The organism is Streptomyces sp. NPDC101225, from assembly GCF_044767585.1.
Taxonomy (GTDB): Bacteria; Actinomycetota; Actinomycetes; order Streptomycetales; family Streptomycetaceae; genus Streptomyces.
This window is the reverse complement of record NZ_JBIWOE010000011.1, coordinates 96,003-117,668: the sequence shown is the minus strand read 5'-3', so window position 1 is coordinate 117,668 and position 21,666 is coordinate 96,003. Positions and strand designations below refer to the sequence as shown.

At 69.1% G+C, this 21,666-nt stretch carries 17 protein-coding genes and 3 pseudogenes; 12 read left to right on the top strand and 8 right to left on the bottom strand.

Annotation, left to right across the window (positions count from 1 at the left end):
• Positions 1-34: 34 nt before the first annotated feature.
• Together ACIRPX_RS18280 and ACIRPX_RS18275 are read right to left on the bottom strand one after the other, a co-directional pair.
• A complete protein-coding gene (locus tag ACIRPX_RS18280) occupies positions 35-526 on the bottom strand; it encodes a YfbM family protein (RefSeq protein ID WP_404195144.1) in 492 nt (163 codons plus the stop codon).
• An 89-nt stretch (positions 527-615) separates the two neighbouring features.
• Positions 616-876, bottom strand: a pseudogene (locus tag ACIRPX_RS18275) (ATP-binding protein); the annotation flags it as partial.
• Positions 877-1,304: 428 nt separating this feature from the next.
• Here ACIRPX_RS18275 and ACIRPX_RS18270 point away from each other — a divergent pair.
• From ACIRPX_RS18270 to ACIRPX_RS18260, 3 genes are all read left to right on the top strand, one after another.
• Complete coding sequence (locus ACIRPX_RS18270) at positions 1,305-1,532, top strand: hypothetical protein (RefSeq protein WP_404195142.1); 228 nt, start codon at positions 1,305-1,307, stop codon at positions 1,530-1,532.
• Between the two features lie 266 nt (positions 1,533-1,798).
• The gene (locus ACIRPX_RS18265; protein ID WP_404195140.1) at positions 1,799-4,141 is read left to right on the top strand and encodes a helix-turn-helix domain-containing protein; all 2,343 of its coding nucleotides are present in this window, start codon (positions 1,799-1,801) and stop codon (positions 4,139-4,141) included.
• Positions 4,142-4,612: 471 nt separating this feature from the next.
• On the top strand, positions 4,613-5,023 hold the full coding sequence (locus tag ACIRPX_RS18260) for a DUF3761 domain-containing protein (protein WP_404195137.1): 411 nt from the start codon (positions 4,613-4,615) through the stop codon (positions 5,021-5,023).
• 201 nt (positions 5,024-5,224) lie between these two features.
• Here ACIRPX_RS18260 and ACIRPX_RS18255 read toward each other — a convergent pair whose 3' ends face one another.
• On the bottom strand, positions 5,225-6,196 hold the full coding sequence (locus ACIRPX_RS18255) for an SDR family NAD(P)-dependent oxidoreductase (protein WP_404195134.1): 972 nt from the start codon (positions 6,194-6,196) through the stop codon (positions 5,225-5,227).
• Between the two features lie 62 nt (positions 6,197-6,258).
• Here ACIRPX_RS18255 and ACIRPX_RS18250 point away from each other — a divergent pair, with 62 nt between their 5' ends.
• On the top strand, positions 6,259-6,831 hold the full coding sequence (locus ACIRPX_RS18250; protein ID WP_404195131.1) for a TetR/AcrR family transcriptional regulator: 573 nt from the start codon (positions 6,259-6,261) through the stop codon (positions 6,829-6,831).
• A gap of 345 nt (positions 6,832-7,176) precedes the next feature.
• Here ACIRPX_RS18250 and ACIRPX_RS18245 read toward each other — a convergent pair.
• Positions 7,177-7,504, bottom strand: a pseudogene (locus ACIRPX_RS18245) (transposase family protein); the annotation flags it as partial.
• Positions 7,505-7,602: 98 nt separating this feature from the next.
• Positions 7,603-8,181, bottom strand: a complete 579-nt coding sequence (locus tag ACIRPX_RS18240; protein WP_404195128.1) for a suppressor of fused domain protein — start codon at positions 8,179-8,181, stop codon at positions 7,603-7,605.
• A 329-nt stretch (positions 8,182-8,510) separates the two neighbouring features.
• Between ACIRPX_RS18240 and ACIRPX_RS18235 the strand changes: the two genes are divergently transcribed.
• Positions 8,511-9,074, top strand: a complete 564-nt coding sequence (locus tag ACIRPX_RS18235; protein ID WP_404195125.1) for a DinB family protein — start codon at positions 8,511-8,513, stop codon at positions 9,072-9,074.
• Between the two features lie 480 nt (positions 9,075-9,554).
• Here ACIRPX_RS18235 and ACIRPX_RS18230 read toward each other — a convergent pair whose 3' ends face one another.
• Positions 9,555-10,781 (bottom strand): serine hydrolase domain-containing protein, encoded by a 1,227-nt coding sequence (locus ACIRPX_RS18230; protein WP_404195122.1) that lies wholly within the window; start codon positions 10,779-10,781, stop codon positions 9,555-9,557.
• A gap of 160 nt (positions 10,782-10,941) precedes the next feature.
• Between ACIRPX_RS18230 and ACIRPX_RS18225 the strand changes: the two are divergent.
• From ACIRPX_RS18225 to ACIRPX_RS18210, 4 genes and pseudogenes are all read left to right on the top strand, one after another.
• Positions 10,942-11,424: pseudogene (locus ACIRPX_RS18225) on the top strand (IS5/IS1182 family transposase); the annotation flags it as partial.
• A gap of 945 nt (positions 11,425-12,369) precedes the next feature.
• The gene (locus tag ACIRPX_RS18220) at positions 12,370-16,173 is read left to right on the top strand and encodes a helix-turn-helix domain-containing protein (RefSeq protein ID WP_404195120.1); all 3,804 of its coding nucleotides are present in this window, start codon (positions 12,370-12,372) and stop codon (positions 16,171-16,173) included.
• Between the two features lie 252 nt (positions 16,174-16,425).
• Positions 16,426-17,052 carry a nucleotidyltransferase family protein gene (locus ACIRPX_RS18215; protein ID WP_404195117.1) on the top strand — a complete coding sequence of 209 codons (627 nt, stop codon included), beginning with the start codon at positions 16,426-16,428 and terminating at the stop codon, positions 17,050-17,052.
• A gap of 238 nt (positions 17,053-17,290) precedes the next feature.
• Positions 17,291-18,184, top strand: coding sequence for a MafI family immunity protein (locus ACIRPX_RS18210; protein WP_404195114.1), 894 nt, complete (start codon positions 17,291-17,293; stop codon positions 18,182-18,184).
• 4 nt (positions 18,185-18,188) lie between these two features.
• On the opposite strand, the gene ACIRPX_RS18205 is transcribed toward ACIRPX_RS18210, so the two are convergent.
• Together ACIRPX_RS18205 and ACIRPX_RS18200 are read right to left on the bottom strand one after the other, a co-directional pair.
• The gene (locus ACIRPX_RS18205; RefSeq protein WP_404195111.1) at positions 18,189-18,776 is read right to left on the bottom strand and encodes an Imm21 family immunity protein; all 588 of its coding nucleotides are present in this window, start codon (positions 18,774-18,776) and stop codon (positions 18,189-18,191) included.
• Positions 18,777-18,852: 76 nt separating this feature from the next.
• Positions 18,853-19,746 (bottom strand): helix-turn-helix transcriptional regulator, encoded by an 894-nt coding sequence (locus ACIRPX_RS18200; protein WP_404195108.1) that lies wholly within the window; start codon positions 19,744-19,746, stop codon positions 18,853-18,855.
• 225 nt (positions 19,747-19,971) lie between these two features.
• Between ACIRPX_RS18200 and ACIRPX_RS18195 the strand changes: the two genes are divergently transcribed.
• The 3 genes from ACIRPX_RS18195 (at position 19,972) to ACIRPX_RS18185 (ending at position 21,653) form a co-directional block, all read left to right on the top strand.
• The gene (locus tag ACIRPX_RS18195; RefSeq protein WP_404195105.1) at positions 19,972-20,292 is read left to right on the top strand and encodes a carboxymuconolactone decarboxylase family protein; all 321 of its coding nucleotides are present in this window, start codon (positions 19,972-19,974) and stop codon (positions 20,290-20,292) included.
• Positions 20,293-20,364: 72 nt separating this feature from the next.
• The gene (locus tag ACIRPX_RS18190; protein ID WP_404195102.1) at positions 20,365-20,799 is read left to right on the top strand and encodes a cupin domain-containing protein; all 435 of its coding nucleotides are present in this window, start codon (positions 20,365-20,367) and stop codon (positions 20,797-20,799) included.
• Positions 20,796-21,653: an aldo/keto reductase gene (locus ACIRPX_RS18185; RefSeq protein WP_404195100.1), complete on the top strand. Its 858-nt coding sequence runs from the start codon at positions 20,796-20,798 to the stop codon at positions 21,651-21,653. The genes ACIRPX_RS18190 and ACIRPX_RS18185 overlap by 4 nt, the downstream gene beginning before the upstream one ends.
• The last annotated feature ends 13 nt before the right edge of the window (positions 21,654-21,666 follow it).

Genomic DNA, 21,666 nt, shown 5'->3' with positions numbered 1-21,666 from the left:
AACTGGAATCCGCCCGGCCCGAGCTGGCCCCGGCCTACTGATCGACGGTGAAGATGGCGGCGCGGCCGTTCTGCGCCGCAGTGCGGTAGAAGTTCTTCAGCCCTGGCAGGAAGGCCTGGGTGTAGGCGACGTCCTCGGCGTCGCCGGTGCCCTGGTGGGCGTCGAGCGTCAGCGTGGCGAAGCGGTTGCTCAGCCACTGGTTGTCGAGGGGTTCAAGGGCTGCCGCGACCTCGCGGACCTGGTCCGGGGCGACGTAGCAGACGATGTAGTCGTCGCCCTCGTGCAGGGGCACCCCTCCGAGGATGACGTGGGACAAGGGGTACTCGCCGTTCTCGAAGGCGAGGTCGCCGTCGGTGAAGCAGCGGTGCAGGGCGTCCCAGGACTTGTCGAGTTCGAAGAGGTGGTCCATGTCCCAACGGTCCTCGACCTCTTCGACCAGTGCGATGACGTCGTCATCGCCCGGGCAGGCCAGGATGCGTTCGGCGTCTTGGGCGTCCAGGGCGAAAAGCACCGCGCGAGCCGCCATCGTGTCCTCCCCGCTGCGACGATTTCGTTGGGCGTGATCCAACCCCACGGCGGCCCGGCGGGCGTGTGCGCGTTCTGCTGCCGGCCGGCCTGCCGCTTGGCCTTGGTCTGGGCGAGTCGGTTGGACTCGGTGCCGGTCTCGATGATGGTGCCGTTGACGGTGAGGCGGTCGACGATGGCCGCGCAGAGGCGGGGGTCGGTGACCGTCTTGGTCCAGCCTCCGAACGATTCGTTCGAGGCGATGGCCACACTGTTCCTCTTCTCCCTCTCGGTCAAAACCTGGAACGGCATCTCGGCTCCGCGGCGGTCGAGTTCGAGGTAGCCAGGCTCATCGATGCACAGCAGGGTGACGTGAGGGAGGGGGACCACCCCGCGCCAACGGGGCGGTCCGTGGCTGCTGTCCGGGCTCGTAGGGCGGACGCTGCCAAGGGCGGTTGTTCGAACTTTCGCCTCGCTCTCATGATGCGGGCAGTGCGCGTTGTTTTCCCGGCCTGCTGCGGTGCGCTGGACGCGATTGAACCCCAAAGCCTGCCACCTGCGGCTTCAGCCGTTGTAGGGGTGTTGTGCGGCGGTTGTTCTGAGTCCGCGGTGAGGCTCGGCAATGTTCGGCGAAATGACGAAACGGGCATAGGGGGCAAGTCAGCGTGAGGGGGATGCCTCCTGAAAAGGCCCAAGAGCGGGCATTCTTGACGTGGTGTCACCCATCGATCGAGGCAGCGCCAACTGCCGGTGGGGGACGCAGCACCTGTCCGGGCTCGTTCACATGGAAGGTCTCTGCCATGACCGTCATCGTCCCACCCCGCCCCGGCGACACCAGTGCCCTTGAGGCACCAGCACGCATCGTCGTGTTGATCGTGATTCTCCTGACCGTGTTCCTGTTCGCTGGTGACGGGCAGGATCCGCAGGTTGCCGTCGGCACGGCTGTCGTAGTCGCCGGTGCCAGTGCGGAGATTGCCGACCGGCTCCTCGGCATTCCCCGCCGGCCCGCACAGAGCAGGATCCGGTAATGCCTCGCGGGGAGGCTTCACTTCCTCAAGACGGCATCCCCGCACTCGTCGACCTCGCACGGGCACTTCGGTCCGTGCGAGGTACGGCGGGTCTGACCTATCGCAGTCTCGCTCTTGCAGCCGCCTTCAGCCCCAGCGTCCTTTCGACCGCAGCGGCCGGCCGTGAACTGCCGTCCTGGCCGGTGACCTGGGCCTACGCCAGTGCATGCGACCCACATGCGGACCAGTCCGCGTGGCTGGAGCGATGGAAACGCGCCGAACGAGCCGTGGGGCGCACCAAGAACGCCCGTGGTTCAGATGCCGGGCCAGGCGACAGTCACGTCCTCAGGCCGCATCACCTGGTCACCGAGTTCGGCCACCTTCTCGACGGCACGGTGAAGACCAGCGGAAAGAGTCTGCGCCAGCTCTCACGGAGCGCTGGATACGCCGCAGGCACGCTCTCCAAAGACATCCGGGGCAACGCGTTACCACCCTGGGAACGCGTGCGAGACGTCTTGCAGGCCATCGGTGTTCCGGACAGCGAGATCGAACAGGCATGGAATCCGCGGTGGAAACGTGCGGATCAGGCCAACCGGCGTGCCAATGCAACTGCTGAGACCGTGGCTGTCCCTCATTGGTACGTCGCTGTCCGGGCCGTGGCACGCCGCCGCCTGGCACCACATGACCCGATGCACGAAGGTGCAACCAGCGCTCCCTGGGTGGATGTCCACTGGAGTGCCGCCTCGGCTCATCTCCACGACGACTGGGAGGCCGCTGGTGGGGACCCCAGTGTCCGGATGCCCCAGTTGGCCGGCCGCGGCGCCGACATCACCGATGTCTACCGCACCATTCCCTCCGGGCGACTCGTCGTGCTCGGATCGGCTGGCGCCGGCGCCAGTAATCTGGTACGACGACTGGGCATGGGCCTCATCGAAGGCGCCGAACACGCCCTCGCCCCCATCCCACTGCTGCTCCCCCTGATGACATGGACCAGCGGAACCCTTGAGGAATGGATCAACCACCAAGCCACTCGCGCTTTCGGCCGTGAGGCAGTGCAGCACCTCACCGAGCGCCGTCTGCTCCTCCCGCTCCTGGACGGCCTGCACCACCTCACACCCGAAGCCCGCGTGGCAGTCCTCGAGGCGGCCAACGCCTTCGCCCCGAGCCAGAAGATCGTCCTCACCAGCCGCCTGAGCGCGTACACCGAACTAGTCGAACGCACCAGCACGGTGCTCAACGGCTCTGCCGCCATCCACCTGCAACCGCTGGGCCCTGCCGAACTCGCGGAGTTCCTCCCCGCAGGTGCCTCCCACCAAGGCCGTTCCTGGCGGAACCTCATCGAGGCACTGCACCGAGGCGACCCCCGGACCGTACCCCTGCAGGAAGTCTGCGCGACGCCTTTCATGGCAGCCACGGCACGTCGCCGCTACCTCCACGCCCACGCTTCCCCCGACGTACTTCTTGACGCCGATCAATTCCCCGACGCCACCGCCCTGCGCACTCATCTGGCGGAGTATCACCTCGCCGTTTGCTACGGCGTGCAGCAGAGCATGGGCGGTTCCGCACCGATCAGCCTGATCTGCCTGCGCTCGGTACTCAGGAGGGCGTCCCGCCGCGCCGGTGACCCCACTCTTGTGGCACCCTCCACTCTCGCTCCGCCGTCACGATGGTTGGCAGCGATGACGGCCCTGGGCTTTTTCGTCTTCATGCTGCCCCTGAGCCTCGCCGCTGCCTCCATTCTCCTGTGCATGAGCCTCGCACTGTTCCTGTGCCCGCCTCGGCTGAGGGCACCGAGAACGGCCCGCCGCCGGCCCGCCCATGCTCAACGAAACGCAGCGTGCCCGTCCGATCCTCCGGCGAGGCCGACCATCTCCCCGGAACCGCAGTACCGGTCGGTACTGGTGCGAGCGATGACGCTCACGGTGATCCTCAGCTGGTTCACCGTGGCGGTGGCACCGCGTTCTTCCGAAATCCTCGGTGGGGCGACGGGCCTGATCGTGGTCGTGATCAACTTCCTGATGTGCTCGCTCTTCCTGATCGTCCAGTACGCCACGACGCGCCCGGTCGACGACATCCACTGCGACTCCGCTGCCACGATGTTCGCCGACGACGCGCGCTGGACATGGCGACTTGTCCTGCCCTGTTCCGGTGTAGCGGCGATCCTCGGTGGGGCCTTGACGTTGTCGCCTGCGCTCGGCATGGTCACCTTCATCGAAGGCGTGCTACTCGGCTTCGCACCCAGCGTCGGAATCCGGCACTACCTCCACCGCCCTGATCCCATCTCACCGCTGGCCTGGATGACGCAGAAGGAAGTGTACGAGCAGGAGATCACCGCGACCTGGGACCACGTGCACCGGGAAGATCAGGCAATCCGCGACCACTTCCAGGATCCCCTGGCAGGAGATCCGCGCGTACTGATAGGTCGGGCTGTGGATTACAGCCACCGCGGCGACCTGCAGGTCCTCATCGCTGCCGTATGCATCGGGATCCTTGTGCCCGTCGGCGGCGCTTTCCGCGTCAGCCATCCCGCCCTCGCTCATGCGCTGCCTATCGGAACGGGCATCTCCCAGACACCGGCACGTCGCCTGCTCGCACGCTGGCTCCTCCCTGCGCCGAAAGCAGCCGTCTGACCGCTACTTGCGTCGGCAGGTCGAGGAGACCGCCGAAGCGCTCGTGTGTGGCATCGGCCGGTTTGCGGATGGCCGGGACATGGACGGGATCAGCGGAGCGACTCACCGGATCACCATCACCTGAGCGCAGGTGTCTTGATGTCGGCTGTCGTCCTGCTGCTCGCGTGGTGGTGCGGTTCACGTAGTGGTTTCGCAGGTGGTGGTCGGTCGCCATCGGGGCGGCCGGGCCGGGGAGTTCGGTCGGTTGGTGCCGTGTTCCGCAGTGTGTGGCGTGGAGGGGTGTGGTGGCCGCCGGGTGCGGCGTGCGGGATGTCACGAATGGGTGACTGCTACACGTAAACGACACACTTTCTTCACGTGTGGCGCTACGGTCGTCGCTTCAACGACCTTGGGGGACCTATGAGCAACCCGTACACCATGCCGCCGCAGCCGCCTGTCAGAACGGCCCCGCGTTGGGCGCGGAAGCGGTACGTGGTGCCCGCGATCGGACTCGCCTTCTTCCTCGGTATCGGCGCGGGCGCCGGCGACCAAGGCAGCGGCAGCGATGCGAAGGCGGCGGCCGCCAAGGCGCAGCCGACCACCACGGTCACCGCGACGGCCACGGCCACGAAGACCGCCACGCCTGCGCCCGCACCGACGGTGACGGCGACGAAGACGGTCAAGGTCAAGGTGACCGTCACCGCGACCGCGGCCGGCGGGGGGTCGGGTGGCAGCGGAGGTTCCTCCGGCGGGTCGTCCGGGAGCGGGAGTTCAAGTTCCTCGGGTGGTTCCGGCGCCGCAAGCGGTGCCACCGCGCAGTGCAACGATGGCACCTACTCGTACGCCGCCCATCATCAGGGCGCGTGCTCGCACCACGGCGGTGTAGCCGTCTTCTACCGGTAGGCCGGCTTCTTGGGCCCCGCCCGGAGCGCCCGGCCGACCTCGTCCTCACTGCGCCGGGCGCCTCCGGGGCCTGGTGGGCGCGCACACCACCGAGGTGGGCTCGGGCGCGTGGGGGAGGAGGCGCGGGCCGACGGCGCCTCAGAAAGCGCTCCGTCTCACGTGCGTGGGTGCCCGGGTGTGGCGCGCAGTCGTGCCGAGAGGTCAGACGCGGAGCAGGTCGGCCGAGACGTTCCAGAGGCGCTTGGCAGTGGCGGGGTCGAGCGCCCATTCCTTGACGCCGTGCGGGTGCCGGGCGAGGTCGGCGTCGTTCGGCACGGTGTAGGCCTCTTGCGCATCGTCGAGATAGTGGCCTCCGGAATGAGCGAACTCGGGGGCGACGGCCGCGACGATGCTGGTGGCGGCCCCCTGTTCGACCGTCTTGTACGTGAAGACTCCGGCCGCCTCGGCCGCGTCGAGTGACGCCTTCTGTTCCGGTGTGAAGTTCCGCTGCAGCCCGGTCGCGATGCCGCCGGGGTTCACCGCATTGGCGACGATGCCGTCGGACGCCCACAGGCGGGTCGCCTCGACGGCGAAGAGGGAATTCGCCGTCTTCGACTGGGCGTAGGCGATCTGCGGGTCGTAGCTGCGGCGCTCGAAGTGGAGGTCGTCGAAGTCGATGCCGGACCGCATGTGGGCCGTCGAGCTGACCGAGACGATCCGTGCTCCGTCGCGGTCGGCTGCTCCCCGGGCCAGGGCGTGGTGAAGACCGGTGGCCAGCGCGAAGTGGCCGAGGTGGTTCGTCGCGAATTGCAACTCCCAGCCTTCATAGGTCCGTTCGAGGCCACCGGTGACCACGCCGGCGTTGTTGATCAGCAGGTGAAGCGGGCCGTCCCACGCGTCGACGAACCGTGTGACGGTGGCCCTGTCGGAGAGGTCGAGCCGGACGACGCGGGGCCGGAGCCCCCCGGTCGACTTCCCGATCGTTTCGGCGACGGCGTCACCCGCAGCCGTGTTGCGTACGGCGAGCGTCACGTCCGCCCCGGCGGCGGTCAGTGCGCGAGCCGTCTCGATCCCGAGTCCGGAGGAAGCCCCCGTCACGATGGCGCGAACACCGGTGAGGTCGATGTCCCGCAGCACCTCGTCCGCGGTGCTGGAGGAGGAGAAGGGCGTGCAGATGAGTGGGCGAGTGTCCATGGCGCGACTATACGCACTAGGCTCAATTTGTATAGTGCGGCTATCGCTCGTATGCTCGCCCCATGAGCAGTCCCGACGCCGGCCACTCGCCGTCGACCGTCGCTGATACCGACCGTCGAACCATGGTTCTGGAGTCCGCCATGGCCACGTTCGCGCGATTCGGCTACCGGAAGACCTCGATGGAGGAGGTGGCGCGGGCTGCACGCATCTCCCGGCCCGGGCTCTACTTCCTCTTTTCCTCGAAAGAGACACTGTTCCGCGCTGCGGTCACCCAGGCCCTGGATCGCGACATCACCGCGGTCGAACAGGTCCTGGCCGACAGCGGCCGCCCCTTCTCCGAGCGCCTCGTGGAAGCGTTCGACCAGTGGGCCGGCCGCTACATCGGTCCACTGGCACGCGACGTCGCGACGGTGATCGAGGACAATCCCGACCTCCTCGGAGAGATCGTCGAGACCGCTCCGCGACGTTTCGAGGAACTGATCACCGCCGCGATCGCCGTCGAGTCAGGACGAGAGGCGGCCATCCCTGTCGCACAGACGATGATCAGCGCATCGATCGGCCTCAAGTACCAGGCGGCATCACGGGACTTCTACCTCGAACGCCTGGCCGTCGCTATCGGTCTCCTGATGCGCTGAAACGCTTGCGGCTTCCTTTTGGAACCGCCCGCGGTATGGAATCGCCCGCGGTTTCGGAGGTCGACGGGCCGGACCGCCCGTCAGATCAACTCGGGCGAATCGGCTCGATCGTCCCGGAACGCGCAACGTGCAACGAGGACGTTCATTCGTGCGCAACCGGGGAGAGAGATTTCGTACGCCGACACGCCGGATCGTGACGGGCGTTAGAAGCCCCGCGTCTGTGCATGGAACAGCCCCGGCTGGACGGGGGAGGCCAGCCGGGGCCGCGGGGTGGTGGCTGGCGGAGGGCGGTCGCCTCTCGGCGGAAGGCTCCACGGGGCTTCAGCCGGACGATCGTCCCCATGGGGTTACGTCCAGGATGACCACCGTGTCCTTCGCGAATCGCCCCCGCAACGGGAGTGCGAGATTCGGGCCAAGGTCGTGAATGACTGGTCGGCGTCAGACTTCGACACCGCGAACAGCGGCGCCAGTTGGCGCAGGGTGAGGTTGGTTCGCCAATACGCGGCGACCAACAGCCCCCGGTCTTCCAGTGCGAGCTTCCTGGGGCGGCCCTGCCTGTGCGCAGCGGCGCCCTCACGGCGCAGGGCGTCAGCAACCGACCGAAGGCGCGCGGGCTCATCCCGGTGAACGGAGCTATCCAGGACGCTTCCGATGCCGTGATCACACCAGCCACGATCAAGATCATGACACTTCAAGATCATGTGTGTGAGGGAGCCGATCCGTGCCGGGCCCCTCGCACATTACGAGCCGCGACCGCAGGAAACCCGGAGCTTAGGCGACCGATGCTCGGAAGGGATCAGTGGGGATGATCTCTGCCTCGTCGAAGAGTTGTTCCAACGCCTCGTGCCCGTGACGCCTGCGGAACTCGATCTCGGCGGTCGTCACCGGCAGGGTCCACAGGATGCGAGCGTGTCCCCCAGGCAGCGGGCAGTGTTCAAGGTCGGGTCCGTGAAGATACGGCAGGCTGATCAGCAAGTGGTCGCAGGCCGAACCCGGCACCCACGGTTCGCCGATCGGTATGCTGTGCTCCAGATCGAGTTGATGCCCTCCGCAGTGGTAGTAGGCAACCATCGTCATCAACTCGATGAACCGCTGGTCGCGGACGTACGCGGTCATGACGAACTCAAGTCCGTGACCGTGTTTCTCCACCGAGGCCCAGCATCCAGCGGTCACAAAGGCCCAGCTGTCGCTGCGGGGGCCGGGCTCCACCACGAGAACTCGCAGTTCGGGCACTACCTCTCGCCGATCTGCCCCGAGGTCGTAGTTGACGACCGCCACGGTATGCCCTGTGAAGAACGCCCGGACGTGTGACTCGACGGCCTCCACGGCCAGCAGCCTTGCATCACTCACCACGCGATCATCCCAGACTGCGATCTATCACCTTTGACGCTCACACAGCGCCATGGAGCTGCGGCCCCAGCCGCCGCTAGCCGGCACCCCAAGATGGAGCCTCACCAGCGTCGCAGCCGTAACGCGACAGTCCTCAGGATGATATTGGGTCATTGAACCCAACCCGGCCAGCCGGGTTGTGAATGTCGATCCGCCGTGGGCGGCGGCGCGGCCTGATGGGCGCATCAGCCCTCGCTTCAACTCCCGGTGCGGTATGCCCCGCCGCCCACGGTCGGCGACGGCGTCCGCGGGTGGCGTAGCCGGGTCTCGGTTGTATGTAGTGTGCGGACATGTCAAGAAGTGAGCGGCTCGCGGAGCAACTGGACTGGTACTGGCACAAGAACCTGCGGCCGCGGCTGGACGGTCTTACCGATGAGGAGTACTTCTGGGAGCCGGTGCGCGGCTGCTGGAGCATCCGCCCACGTGGCACGTCGGCAGCACCGATGTCGGCGGGTTCGGGGGAGTGGACCATGGACTTCGCGTCCCCTGACCCGGTACCGGCGCCGGTGACCACCATTGCCTGGCGGCTGGCGCACATCATCGTCTCGTGCCTGGGCTATCGGGTCGGATGGTATTTCGGCGGCCAGGACGGCGACTTGGAACCATTCGCCTACGCGGGGACCGCTGACGAGGCGCTGAAGCAGCTCGATGAGATGTATGGGAGATGGAACGCCGGAGTCCGCGAGCTCTCGGACACTGACTTGGAGAATCCGCCCACGAGGGGTCCTGAGCGGCTTCCCATGGAGAACAGGGTCCTGCACGTCAACAGGGAGCTGATCCATCACGGCGCCGAGATTTCCTTGCTGCGCGACCTCTACCGCTGGCAGGACGGAGCCGCACCGCGCCGGATGTGATCTTCCGGTGATTGGTGATCGAGCTTCGAGAACGTACGTGGACTCCATGTCGCTCCGTCGCTGTGCGCTCCGGCGAAGCTGCGCCCTCTTGAAGTAGCTGTTCAGGGTGGTGGCGTGGCAGTCGTTCGGGGTGGTCATGCTGGTGGTGCGCGGAGCCTTCTCGGGTGTAGGTCGTCTCTCAGCGGGCTCCTTCGAGATGCGCCAGGCCAAACAGGGCGCGGAGCAGGCCGTTCGCGCGGGCGGCATCGGTGTGGAGCTCGGTGAGGATGCGCATGTTCTTCGGCCTTTCGCGAGCATGCGTCTCCTGCGGCGGGGAGACCTGTGCGCGACGGTGGACCGTGCGGCATCGCAGCCCTGGCCCGCCGCCTGCTGCGATACCCCGCCTTCCCGCGGACGGGCTGTGACACGGTGCGGCTCCTGGGGACGGCGGGGGTGCCGGGGGCGGTCCGGGGCCGCGGCCCGCCCCCGGCACGGGCGGTGTCAGTCCGCGAGCGGGTGGCCGGGGTCCAGGAGGGCGGCGATGCGTTCGGTGATGGTCTGTGCGGTGTTGCCTGCGGGGGCGTTCGGGCCCACCGTCGTGGACACCGCGATGGACAGCCGGTTGTGCGGCTCGTAGGCCATGACGGCGGCATAGCCGAAGAAGGACGGGTTCTGCACCACCCAGCCGTTCTTGACGACGATCCCGAGCCCGAAGTGGAACTGCTCGGTCTGGGGCAGGCAGACGGTGGCGGGACAGGTGTCGGTGGGGCGGCCGAGGCCGACCGTACCGGGGTTGAGCTGGGTGCGGAACGCGGCGGGCGAGAGCAGTTCTCCGGCACCGATGGCCTGTCCGGAGCGGGCCAGGTCGCAGATGTCGGTGGTGAGTACGGCGCCGGGGGCGATGGTCCACGAGGGGTTGAAGTACGTGGACTCCTCGTAGAGGCCGCGCTCGTCGTCGTAGGCGTGCAGGACGGGCTGCGGGATCAGGGCCGTGTCGTTGTTCCGGGTGTTGCGCAGCCGGAGCGGGCCCGTGATCCGCTGCTGCAGCAGCCGGTCGAGCGGGGTGTGCGTGATCTGCTCCAGGGCGCGGCCCAGGAGGACGAAGTTGGCGTGCGAGTAGCTCCAGTTGGTGCCGGGCTCGTACCACAGCGGGTGGCTCAGCGAGATCCCGACCAGTTCCTGCGGGGTCCAGTGCTGCCAGGGGTCGGCGTAGAGCTTCTTGATGAACGCCGGGTCGGTGACATAGTCGTGCAGACCCGAGGTGGAGTCGCCGAGCATCCGCAGGGTGATCCGGTCGCCGTGCGGCAGACCGGGCAGCCAGCGGGAGACGGGGTCGTCCAGGCCGACTTTGTGCTCCTGAGCCAACTGGAGCAGGACGGTGCCCATGTAGGCGATGGCGACGGAACCCGCGCGGAAGTGCATGGCGGGCGTCGCGGGCACATCGGTGAGGGACTCGCCGTCCGCCGCCGTGACCAGTTCGCGGCCGCCGACCGTGACTTTCACCAGGGCGGCCTTGAGGTCCAGTTCCTTCCGGGCCTGGCGGACCAGGTCGACCACCTGACGTGCTTGGCCGCGCGGGCGGGCGGTGGCGGTGCAGGGCCGTCCGGGGCGGTCGGCGGTCCCGGCGGTGGCCCCGGCGCTGCTCGCGGTCGCGGAGGCGGCGCCGGTCTGGATCGTGGATGCGAGGAGGGTGACGGCGCACAGCAGCGCCGCGGTCGTACGCGTCATGCGTGCACTATGGGACGCCCGCCGTCACCCTGCGGGGGACAACACTCCGGGTGCGCCGCAGGGGACCCCGTACGGCGGAGCGCGGAGCGCAGCTTCCGCAGGGCCTGTCCGCTCAGGCCGCGGGGATTTCGTCGTAGAGAGGGGTGACTAGCCCCGGGCAGTGATTGAACCGCCGCCGGCGAAGCATGAGCGGCGGTTCCGGCACCCGGGGCGCAAGCGGATCGATGACCGTAAGACGCTGCGAGGTGCTCTCTTCGTCCTCTGCGCCGGGACCAAGGGGAGTACCTGCCATAGGAGTTGGGGTTCGGCTCGGGTCCTATCCGCTGGCGGCGGCCGGTAGTGGGGCAGGAGGCCGGCGTGGGGGAGGAACTCCAGTGGGTGCTGCTGGACGGCTGCGGGCGGCGGACCTTCTGGACTCCTCCCCTGTGACCGTGGACGCCTCGCACATGCAGGCCAGGCGGGGGGCGGGGCGGCCCAGAGGGCCGCTGCCGGTGTGGGGCAAGTGGGCCGCCCCCGGCGCAAGCCCCGGGCGCTCTACGTCGACTGCGGCGACGGCCACGACATCTGCCGACGTCGGCTCCGCGAGCGCGGCATGGCGGCCTCGGCGCCGTGCCGCGCGGAGTCCAGGGAGTCGCGCACCGGCTGCCCGGCCAGACCGATCCACGCCGCCATAATCCCCAGCACCGCACAGGCGATGGCTGCCAACAGCGGCCACGGCACGGCCAGTTGCCCGACCATGATGGAGGACGGCAGCTTGTCGGCCAGTACGGAGAGGACGCTACGGCGATTCGGCCGCCATGGGCCAGGAGCACGGTCTGCCGCCACAGCCACTCGGCGACGGCCCGCAGCAACGTCAGGCACGGATACCCGAAGGCCGGCAGCACCCCCGCGACGAAGGCCGCCGTCTTCAGGAAGGGGTCGAGGGCGTGTTCGCCGACCCGTCCGGGATCGGAACACCTACGCGCCCACGACCTGGCCGCCCGGCTGACCGGGGTCAGCAGGCCCTGCGTGCCCGGCCCGCCGACCGCACGCTGAGCCTCACCGTTCCTGAACCGGACGCCCCGCTACCGATGACCGGATGGGGCTGGCCCGCGACCGTCCTCGATCTTCAGCCCCGGCGCGCGTGGGCGGTGCTCGGCCGGCTGGACCGTACGGACGACCGGCCTGGACCGACTCACGGAGGGGCTGCTCCCGGGACCGCCGAGAGAGTGGCCGCCCACTCTCTCCGCCGTCCCGAGGTGCCCGCCCTGCAGACGCGCTGACGGGCCGTCGGCGGCGGGATGCCGAGGTCACCAGCGGTCGTCGGGCTTCTCCGGATCGGTGTGGCGGCGGGTCGACCGGATCTGCATGAGGACGTACATCTTCTTCCCCGAGGACGGCGGTTCGTGCGTGGATTTGAGGACGGCGGCGCCGGGCCCGCACGGCGGTGGCTCCCCCCGGTGCCGTGCGGGCCGGCGCCCTACTCGACGACAGCAGTTCCGCGTCGGCCGGGACACCCTGTTGCCCCGTCTGCGGGGGAGCCCGGACAGTGGGCGGACAAGCCCGGACAGCCCAGCCGTCCATGGACCGACACACCGGGGGAGCACACGTGCCAAAGGAGCAGGAGGGGCACGAGCGGCACGACAGATCCGATCCCGCGGGCATCGCCTCGGTGACGGACTTCGCGCACGCGCTGACGGTGCTGCGGCAGCGGGCGGGCCTGACCGTCCGCGACGTGGCCCGCGCGGTGCGGCTCGCGCCGAGCACGGTGGGCGACTACTTCTCCGGCCGTCACCTGCCGCCGGTCAGGGCACCGGAACTCCTCACCGGCATCCTGCTGATCTGCGGGGTCGAGGACTCGGGAAGGCTGGAGGCGTGGCACGAGGCGCTCGTCCGGGTCCGGATGACCCCCGGCCGCCCGCCCGCCGGGGCCGTACCGCCGTACCGGGGTCTGCAGGCCTTCGACGAGGAGCACGCCGAGTGGTTCTTCGGGCGGGAGAACCTGACCGCGGCCCTGACCGCCCGCGCGTCCGAACTCTCCGCGGCGGGCGGCGGACTGCTCGCGGTCGTCGGCCCCTCCGGATCCGGCAAGTCGTCCCTGCTGCGCGCCGGACTGATCCCCGCGCTCCGCGGATCCTCGACGGCGGAGCGACGGTCCGTCGTCCTGATGACGCCGGGGGAGCGGCCCGCCGACGACCTGACGCAGCGTCTCTCGGCGGTAGGCCCCAACCCTCTCGTGGTGGTCGACCAGTTCGAGGAACTGTTCACCGCCTGTGCCGACGAGACCGCCCGCGCCGACTTCGTCGACCTGCTCACGAGCCTCCCCATTGTCGTGGTCATCGGGCTGCGGGCCGACTTCTACCCCCAGGCGCTGCGCCACCCGCCCCTGGCCGAGGCCCTCCAGGACCATCAGGTCGTCATGCGTCCCCTGTCGGGCGAGGAGATGCGCGAGGCCATCACCGGACCGGCCGGAAAGGCCCGCCTGGAGGTCGAGAGCGGCCTGGTGGAGCTGCTGCTGCGGGACCTCGCGCCCCGCTCGCCCGCGACCGCCGGCGACGACGGCGCCGCCGGACACGAACCCGGCGCCCTTCCCCTGCTGTCGCACGCCCTGCACGCCACCTGGCAGCGGGCGGACCGGGGGCGTCTCACCGTCGCCGCCTACCGCGCCAGCGGCGGTATCCAGGACGCCGTGGCGCACACGGCCGAGGCGGTCTACGCCGAACTCCCCGACGTCCAGCGGGAGATCGCCCGTCAGATGTTCCTGCGTCTGGTACACGTCACGGACGACGCCCTGCCGACCCGGCGCCGTGTCCCCCGGACCGAACTGGTCGACACCGCGGACACCGCCCGCTCCGCGGAACCCACCGCGGTCCTCGCCGCCTACGTCGAACAGCGCCTCATCACCGCCGACCGGGACACGGTCGAGATCTCCCACGAGTCCCTGCTGACGGCCTGGCCCCGCCTGCGGGCCTGGATCGACACGGGCCGCGGCGGGCTGCGGGTGCACCGGAGGCTGACCGAGGCGGCCCGCGGCTGGGAGGAGTCCGCCCGGGACCCCGGACTCCTGCTGCGCGGCACCGCGCTCGCCCTGACCCGGGAATGGGCCGACGACCCGGCCGCCCCGGGAACCCTCAACACGTCGGAACGCGCCTACCTCGACGCGTCGATCCGCCACGAGGAGCGAGAACGGCGCACAGCGAGACGCCGCACCCGCCTGCTGGTCCAGTCCCTGTGCGCAGCGCTGGCCCTCCTCCTCATCGCCTGCGGCCTGTCCCTGTACGCGCGGCACCAACGGGACAGCGCCGAAGTCGCGCGCCGACAGGCCGTCTCCCGCGCCCTGGCCGCCGAGGCCGACCGCGTCGGCAGCCACGACCTGTCCGTCAGCGCCCAGTTGGCCCTCGCCGCCTACCGCACCGAAGCGACTCAGGAAGCCCGTGCCGCGCTGATGGATTCCTCCGCGGCCCCCACCGCCGCCCGGCTCACCGGGTTCACCGGCCTGGTGCAGTCGGTCTCGGTCGACCGCGACCACACCCTGCTCGCCGCGGGCTCCTCCGACGGCACGGTCCGGCTGTGGAACATCGCCGACCGGACCCGCCCCCGGCACCTGGCGACCCTGCCGGTCTCGTCCGATCTCGCGGTGTTCGCGGTGGCACTGAGCCCGGACGGCGCCACCCTGGTGGCCGGCGGCGGCATGGGCCTGCTGCGCCGCTGGGACATCGCCGACCCCCGGCAGCCCCGGCCGCTGTCCGCGCTGCCCGGCGCCCCCGACGCCACCGTCTACTCGCTCGCCTTCGCCCCCGACGGCCGCGCCCTGGCCGCCGCCGGTGCCGACCGTACCGTCCGCCTGTGGCGGGACGCCGGCGCGACCCCCACGGACGAGCCGACGGTCCTGCGCGGCAGCACCGACTTCCTCCAGTCGGTCGCCTTCAGCCCCGACGGCACCCTCGTCGCAGCCGCCGGACTCGACGGCCACGCCCGGCTGTGGCGCGCCCGCCCGGGCGGCCCCGCCCGCCCGCTGGCCACCCTCGACGCCTTCCACGAGGCGGCACTCACCGTCGCCTTCAGCCCGGACGGCAAGCGGCTCGCGGTCGGCAGTCAGGACCGGACCACCCGCTGGTGGGACATCTCCCGCCCGACCGCCCCCGGCCACCCCCACACCGCGGGCGACAAGGCCACCAGCTGGATCAACGCCGTCGCCTTCAGCCCCGGCGGCGACACCCTCGCCATCGGAGGCAGCGACGACGCGGTACGGCTCTGGGACCTCGACGCCGACTACGTCTCCGGTACGCTCCCGCACCCGGGCGCCGTCACCTCCATGACCTGGATCGACCGGGGCACCCTGGTGACCGGCTGCGCGGACGGCACCGTACGCCTGTGGACCCTGCCCTCCCCGGTCCTGTCCAGCGCGCAAGGGGTCAACGCCCTCGCCTACAGCCCCGACAGCCGCCTGCTCGCCGTCGGCACCCTCGAACTCCAGCTGTGGAACCTCGCCCGCCACGAACGCGTCGGCACCTCCTGGAAACCCGCCGGCGACACCTTCGTGCAGTCGGTGGCCTTCGCACCCCGCGGACGACTCCTCGCCGTCGGCTACGGCACCGGCCTCGTCCAGCTGTTCTCCTACGGCTCCGACGGCACCCTGCGCACCCGTGGATCCCCCTTCCAGGTGTCGGCCAAGGGCTCGGTGGAATCCCTGTCCTTCAGCCCGGACGGCGCTCTCCTGGCCTCCGGAGGCGACGACGCCACCGTACGACTGTGGAACGTGCGCCGCCCCGACACGGCAACTGCCCTGCGCACGCTCGACGGTGCGACGGACGAGGTCCTGTCCGTGGCGTTCAGCCCCGACGGACGGCACCTGGCCGCCGGAAGCATCGACCGGGCGGTACGGATCTGGCCGGTCCGGGGCGACAGCACCCGCCCCCTGGCCACACTGCGCGGTGCCACCGGGTACGTGTGGTCCGTCGCCTTCAGCCCCGACGGCGGCCTGCTGGCCGCGGGCAGCGCCGACCGGACGGTACGCCTGTGGTCCACACGCGACCTGCGGCACCCCGAGCGGGTGGGCCCCGACCTCACCGGGTTCACCAGCTACGTCTACTCGGTCGCCTTCAGTCCCGACGGCCGGACCCTCGCCGCGGGCAGCACCGACTCCACGGTCTGGCTCTTCGACGTCGCCCGCGTGGGCCACCCGGACCTACAAGCCGTCCTCACGGCGGCCACCGACCATGTGTACGCGGTCGCCTTCAGCCCGGACGGCCGGACCCTCGCCGCCGGGGGAGAGGACCACACCGTACGACTGTGGACCACCGACCCGGACGCCATCGCCCGACGCCTGTGCGAAGCCCGGGGCGACCCTCTGAGCCCATCCGAATGGCAACGCTTCCTGCCGACCTCACCACGGGTGTCCTTGTGCGCGTGATCTCACCGGTGCGTCCGGTTCCCCCGTCAACCGCGGTACGCGAGCGCCGTCGGCGGGCTTCGGCAGCCACCCCACGCACGTCCCGACGCCTTCGCACAGGAAGCGGGCCGCGACCTGGATCGCCTCGGGGCAGGTAGTGCGTACGGCCTCCGATGGTGGAGTCGGGTATGGGGACCGGCTGAAGGCCTCTGGGCTTTGGGGCCTCCAAGAGGAATTCGGACCCCCGCGGGCGACCTGTGGTAGGCAGTGCTGGTGATCAGCCGACTGCCTCTCGACCTGCAACTCGATTCCCTGCGTGCGGCGCTGTCCCGCAACGACGTATTGACGGAGGTGCTGACGCGGACCGCGACGCTGGACCTTCCCGGGTGGTACGTAACGGCAGGATGCCTGTTCCAGACCGTGTGGAACGTGGTCACGGACAAGCCGCCGACCAGTGGCATCAAGGATTACGACGTTTTCTACTTCGACGGCAGCGATCTGTCCTGGGAAGCTGAGGATACGGTGATCAAGGCCGGGCAGGAGGTCTTCGCGGACCTGTCGGCAGACGTTGAGATCCGTAACGAGGCACGGGTTCACCTCTGGTACGAGGACAAGTTCGGCGTCGCGTGTCCGCCGTATGAGTCGAGCGAGGCGGCGATCGACAGTTTCGCCTCGACGACCTGCTGCCTGGGTGTACGGGTGGAGACCGACGGCCGGTGGCGCGTGTACGCGCCGCATGGGCTGTCGGACGTGTTCAATCTCGTCGTCCGGCCGAACCCGGTACTCGCCCCTCGCTCGGTCTACGAGACCAAGGCAGCGCGATGGCAAGAGCAGTGGCCCGAGTTGACGGTGCTGGAATGGCCGTCCACGGACATCTCGAGGACCTGTTCCGGCGGTTGATGTCGGCTGCGTAGGCAGCCGCTCAGCGCGACCTCTTCGACCGCATGATCGGACAGCTCTGCCGCTGCCTCCGGCAGGGTCGCTGCTTCGACGAGGCCACGGCCCTTCCGGCGCCACCCTCAGCCGTCGCGGAGGTGGCCCGAATGCGGGAACCTCATAGGAGTCCGGCGGCCTGCCGAAGCGTCGCCCGACCGGCAGGGCTGATCAGCACCTCCGGCAGCCTCGCCACCACACTCGCATGTTCCGCGAAGACCGCCCTGCATCGCTCACGTTCGGGATGATCGCTGTCGCTGCCGAACCACCGCACCATTGCCTCATTGCGCGCATCGATCGGCTCGGAGAACTGGGCGGCTGTGACCAAGAGGTCCAGTGGCTCGGAACGTTCGGGGATCTGCGGGTCGTTGACCAGACGAAGCAGGAACGGCAGAGCTTCCGGCATGGCCGGGTTCATGTCGGAGATGCTGAACATGGTGTTGGTGAGCACACGCCGGGCCTCGGCAGCGGCAGACTCATCGAGAGGGCCGGCATCAGCTACCTCCGGGTAATCGTGGAGAAACCGAGCGATCGCTGCTTCCTTAGCGGCCAAATCCATCTTGCACATCTTGCACACCTGTCTGTCCCCTTGTCCCGCCGCCAAGCTCCTTACCCATCGCACTCTTGCGCGAGAAGAGATCCGCACGCACGCTTCAGACGGCGAGTTGACGCGCGCCTTGCACACCTTTCTGCGCTGGCAACTGGAGAAAAGCCGCGTGACCATACGAACAGCACCGGCGACACTGACGCCATGACCGTTGATCGTGGGGCACTTCAGTCCAGCTGGAACCGGACCCGTGGCCATCTCGAAGCCGCCCGAGTCCATCTGACGGGCCTGCGGAATTCTGACCTCTCGGCGACGCTTGAGTTCCTGGAACACAACGAGTTGGGGCTCGCCTTCGAGAGTCTCGTCGATCTCGGTGGCGACCTCGACCTGCCGCTCGCCTTCTGGCAGCACCTGGATCGAGCAGCGCGTGAGATGCGGCTCTACAGCGATGCGCTGCACACACCCCACCTCACGGCTGCCGACCTCTGCCGCCGCCATCTCGCAGCTGCGTGGGCGAAGACCCACGTGACCGCACCCGATCAAAGCAACTGACCGTTCAAGATTCGATCGGCAGGATCTGGACCAGGCCGACCCAGGTCTCTTCGTCCACCTTGGTATGGGTGGCTCGGACCCTCCAGCGACCGGAGCGCAGCGAAACCGATGCCTGGGAGGGCATCCCGCCGCCGGGATACTCGGTGCCCAGCGTGGAGCCTGATTCGGCAGAGTCCATGAGTGTGGCTGGACCGTCCGATGACCACGTGCCGCACTCCTCCCACTCGGTGGCGGGGTCTGCAAGAACAGCCCTGGCCGCCGCCTTCAGCTCGGCCTCGGAGTCAGCCGCAAGCCGGCGCAGGAAGACCCGATGCTCGGGTAGAAAACAGCTGGTGGCCGGTTCGTCGGCCAGCACCAGTGCCTGCGCACCGTTCTCACCAACGGTGATCACACCGGCCAGATCGTCCACCGCGCAGGCCCGGTCGTAGTCGTCTGGAGCGGTGGCGTCTCCCGCCATGACCCCGGCCTCCGTACACCCATGCCATGCGGCCAACGCGGAGACAGGGACGACGATCAAAGGGCCGCCCATCGACTCCACCCAGACTGGGGGGGTGTGGGATGTGTGGGCTTCGGTAGACGAAGAAACGCTCATGACGTCAGTGTGCCCGCGCCCACTGACAAACCTCATGGTGGCCGACTGGCACCAGGACAGGAACGCCGGCGACGGATCAGGGACGTATGGAGCCCTCGTCGTGGTCGGCTGCTGGTTCCTGGCCGGTAGCGGTCCAGGAGGCGAGCAGGCACAGGGCGTCGTGCTCGGGCGTTCCGGGCTCGGCGCTGTAGGCGGTGAGCGTCAGGCCGGGGCTGGCGGGCAGTGCCATGGCGTCGAAGTCAAGGGTGATCTCGCCGATGGCGGGGTGGCGGAAGGATTTGCGGCCGGTGTGGTGCAGGCGCACGTTGTGCTGTGCCCACGCGGCCCGGAACTCCTCGCTGCGGGTGACGAGTTCGCCGATCAGTCCAGTCAGTGCGGTGTCGCCGGGGGCCCGTCCCGCTTCGGTGCGCAGCAGGGAGACGGTGGTGTTGACGGACAGGGTCCAATCGGGGAAGAAGTCGCGGCTGGTGGGGTCGAGGAACTGGAAGCGGGCGATGTTCACCGGGCGTCCCGGACTCGTGAACAGTGGCGCGTAGAGGGCGCGGCCGAGCGGGTTGACGGCGAGGATGTCCAGGCGGCCGTTGCGGATGAAGGCCGGTGAGCCGCTCATGGAGTCCAGGACACGCCGGAGGCTGGCGGGCACGGCGTCCTTGGCCCTGCGGGCGGCGCGGCGCGACGGGCGTCGGCGCTGGGCGGCGGCCAGGTCGTGGAGGTGGGCGCGTTCGGCCTCGTCCAGCTGCAGTGCGCGGCAGACAGCGTCGAGGACCTCCTCGGAGGCACCGGCGAGCTGGCCGCGTTCCAGGCGGGCGTAGTAGTCGATGCTGACACCGGCCAGCATCGCGACCTCTTCACGGCGCAGTCCCGGCACTCTGCGGTTCCCCCTGCCGAAGGCGGGCAGGCCGGCCTGCTGCGGGGTGATCTTCGCGCGGCGGGTGGCGAGGAACTCGCGGATGTCGTGGGCGGTGTCCATACCACCCAGGCTATGCACGGCGGGGGAGTGCTGGGGTGCCCTGTCAGTACCTGTAACGGCAGTCCCTTCCGTGCGCCTGTGAGCTGCGGTTTCCTCGATGGTGGCAGCGGATGCGGTCCGCTCCGCAGGTGGTGGGAACCCGCCGGCGGATGCCGCCGGGCCCGGTGTGGCCGACAGTGGGCAGTGCCGCATCCACGCGTACGAATCGTCACAGGGAGTCACCGCATGGCCAAGCATTCCGCGCCACAAGAGCTGGCCGGCATCGCACCGAAGTTGGTCGACATCACCGACAACGTGCTGTTCGCGGACGTCTGGGAGCGTCCGGGACTGTCGCCGCGGGAGCGCAGCCTGGTCACGGTCAGCGTGCTCGCCGCGCTGTACCGCAGCGAGCAGCTGCCCTACCACCTGGGCGTGGCTCTGGACAACGGGCTGAGCGTGGAGGAGCTGTCCGAGGCCATCACGCATCTCGCCTTCTACGCCGGCTGGCCCAACGCCATGACCGCGATCACTCTGCTCAAGAAGATCGCCGACGAGCGCTCCTCCTGATCGACGGAGCGAGCAGCGCAACGACGCCTCCGCACGGTCCGCGGGGCGTGTTCGACCAAAGGAACGAACGAGATGCCGGTCAACGGATTTGATCAGATCTTCCCCCTCGGGGAGAAGAACGACGCCTTCGCGCGGTACTTCATCGGCCAGAGCTACCTGGCTCCGCTCGCCTCGGGGAGCGTTCCCGTCAGCAATGTCTCCTTCGAGCCGGGTTGCCGCAACAACTGGCACATCCACCACGGCACGGGCGGCGGCGGTGACCAGATTCTGCTGTGCACGGCGGGCAGCGGCTGGTATCAGGCGGAGGGCGAGGATCCCGTCAGCATGGATCCGGGAACAGTGGTCCGCGTCCCGGCGGGCACGAAACACTGGCACGGAGCGAAGGCCGACTCGTGGTTCTCCCACGTCGCCCTCATCACTCCGGGCCAGGACGTCAGCAACGAATGGCTCGAGCCCGTCACCGACGAGGTGTACGGCGCGCTGCCGAAGAACGGAGCGAACGCATGACCATCCTGGACGAGACCTACACCCTGTCCAACGGCGTCGAGATTCCCAGGCTGGGGCTCGGCACCTGGTTCATCGACGAGGACAAGGCGGCCGACGCGGTCCGGGCAGCCGTTCAGATCGGCTACCGGAACATCGACACCGCGCAGGCGTACGGCAACGAGCGCGGCGTCGGCGAGGGGGTGCGCACATCGGGGGTGCCCCGTGACGAGCTGTTCGTCTCGACCAAGCTCGCTGCGGAGATCAAGGACTACGACCGGGCGCTGGCCGCGATTGACGGCTCTCTCGAGAAGCTGGGCCTGGACCACGTCGACCTGATGCTGATCCACAGCCCGCAGCCGTGGGACGACTTCCGCGGCGGCGACTACGCCGAGGGCAACCGCGAGGCATGGCGTGCCCTGGAGGACGCCCACCGGGCCGGCAAGATCCGGTCCATCGGCGTCTCCAACTTCCAGCAGCACGACCTGGAGAACATCCTGCAGGGCGCGACGGTCGTCCCGCATGTGAACCAGCTGCTCGTGCACGCGGGCAACACCCCCTCCGAGCTGCTGGCCTATTGCGAGAGCAAGCAGATCCTCGTCGAGGCGTACTCGCCGATCGCCCACGGCGCGATCCTCAAGAACGCCGAGGTCCAGGCGATGGCGGAGAAGTACGGCGTGTCCGTCCCGCAGCTGTGCATCCGCTACACCCTGCAGCTGGACACCGTGTCGCTGCCCAAGACGGCGAACCCCGACCACATGCGGTCCAACGCCGCGGTCGACTTCGAGATCTCCGACGAGGACATGGGCGCCCTGCGGGGCCTGCGAGACGTGGACTACGGGGAGCACAGCGCCTTCCCCGTCTACAGCGGCAAGTGACGCCGGACGAGCG

Coding starts and splice junctions, on each gene's coding strand:
- ACIRPX_RS18230 (WP_404195122.1), bottom strand. CDS start 10,781: ATGACGCGTACGACCGCGGCGCTGCTGTGCGCCGTCACCCTCCTCGCA.
- ACIRPX_RS18250 (WP_404195131.1), top strand. CDS start 6,259: ATGAGCAGTCCCGACGCCGGCCACTCGCCGTCGACCGTCGCTGATACC.
- ACIRPX_RS18280 (WP_404195144.1), bottom strand. CDS start 526: ATGGCGGCTCGCGCGGTGCTTTTCGCCCTGGACGCCCAAGACGCCGAA.
- ACIRPX_RS18270 (WP_404195142.1), top strand. CDS start 1,305: ATGACCGTCATCGTCCCACCCCGCCCCGGCGACACCAGTGCCCTTGAG.
- ACIRPX_RS18205 (WP_404195111.1), bottom strand. CDS start 18,776: ATGAGCGTTTCTTCGTCTACCGAAGCCCACACATCCCACACCCCCCCA.
- ACIRPX_RS18200 (WP_404195108.1), bottom strand. CDS start 19,746: ATGGACACCGCCCACGACATCCGCGAGTTCCTCGCCACCCGCCGCGCG.
- ACIRPX_RS18195 (WP_404195105.1), top strand. CDS start 19,972: ATGGCCAAGCATTCCGCGCCACAAGAGCTGGCCGGCATCGCACCGAAG.
- ACIRPX_RS18210 (WP_404195114.1), top strand. CDS start 17,291: ATGTTCCGCGAAGACCGCCCTGCATCGCTCACGTTCGGGATGATCGCT.
- ACIRPX_RS18255 (WP_404195134.1), bottom strand. CDS start 6,196: ATGGACACTCGCCCACTCATCTGCACGCCCTTCTCCTCCTCCAGCACC.
- ACIRPX_RS18185 (WP_404195100.1), top strand. CDS start 20,796: ATGACCATCCTGGACGAGACCTACACCCTGTCCAACGGCGTCGAGATT.
- ACIRPX_RS18190 (WP_404195102.1), top strand. CDS start 20,365: ATGCCGGTCAACGGATTTGATCAGATCTTCCCCCTCGGGGAGAAGAAC.
- ACIRPX_RS18235 (WP_404195125.1), top strand. CDS start 8,511: ATGTCAAGAAGTGAGCGGCTCGCGGAGCAACTGGACTGGTACTGGCAC.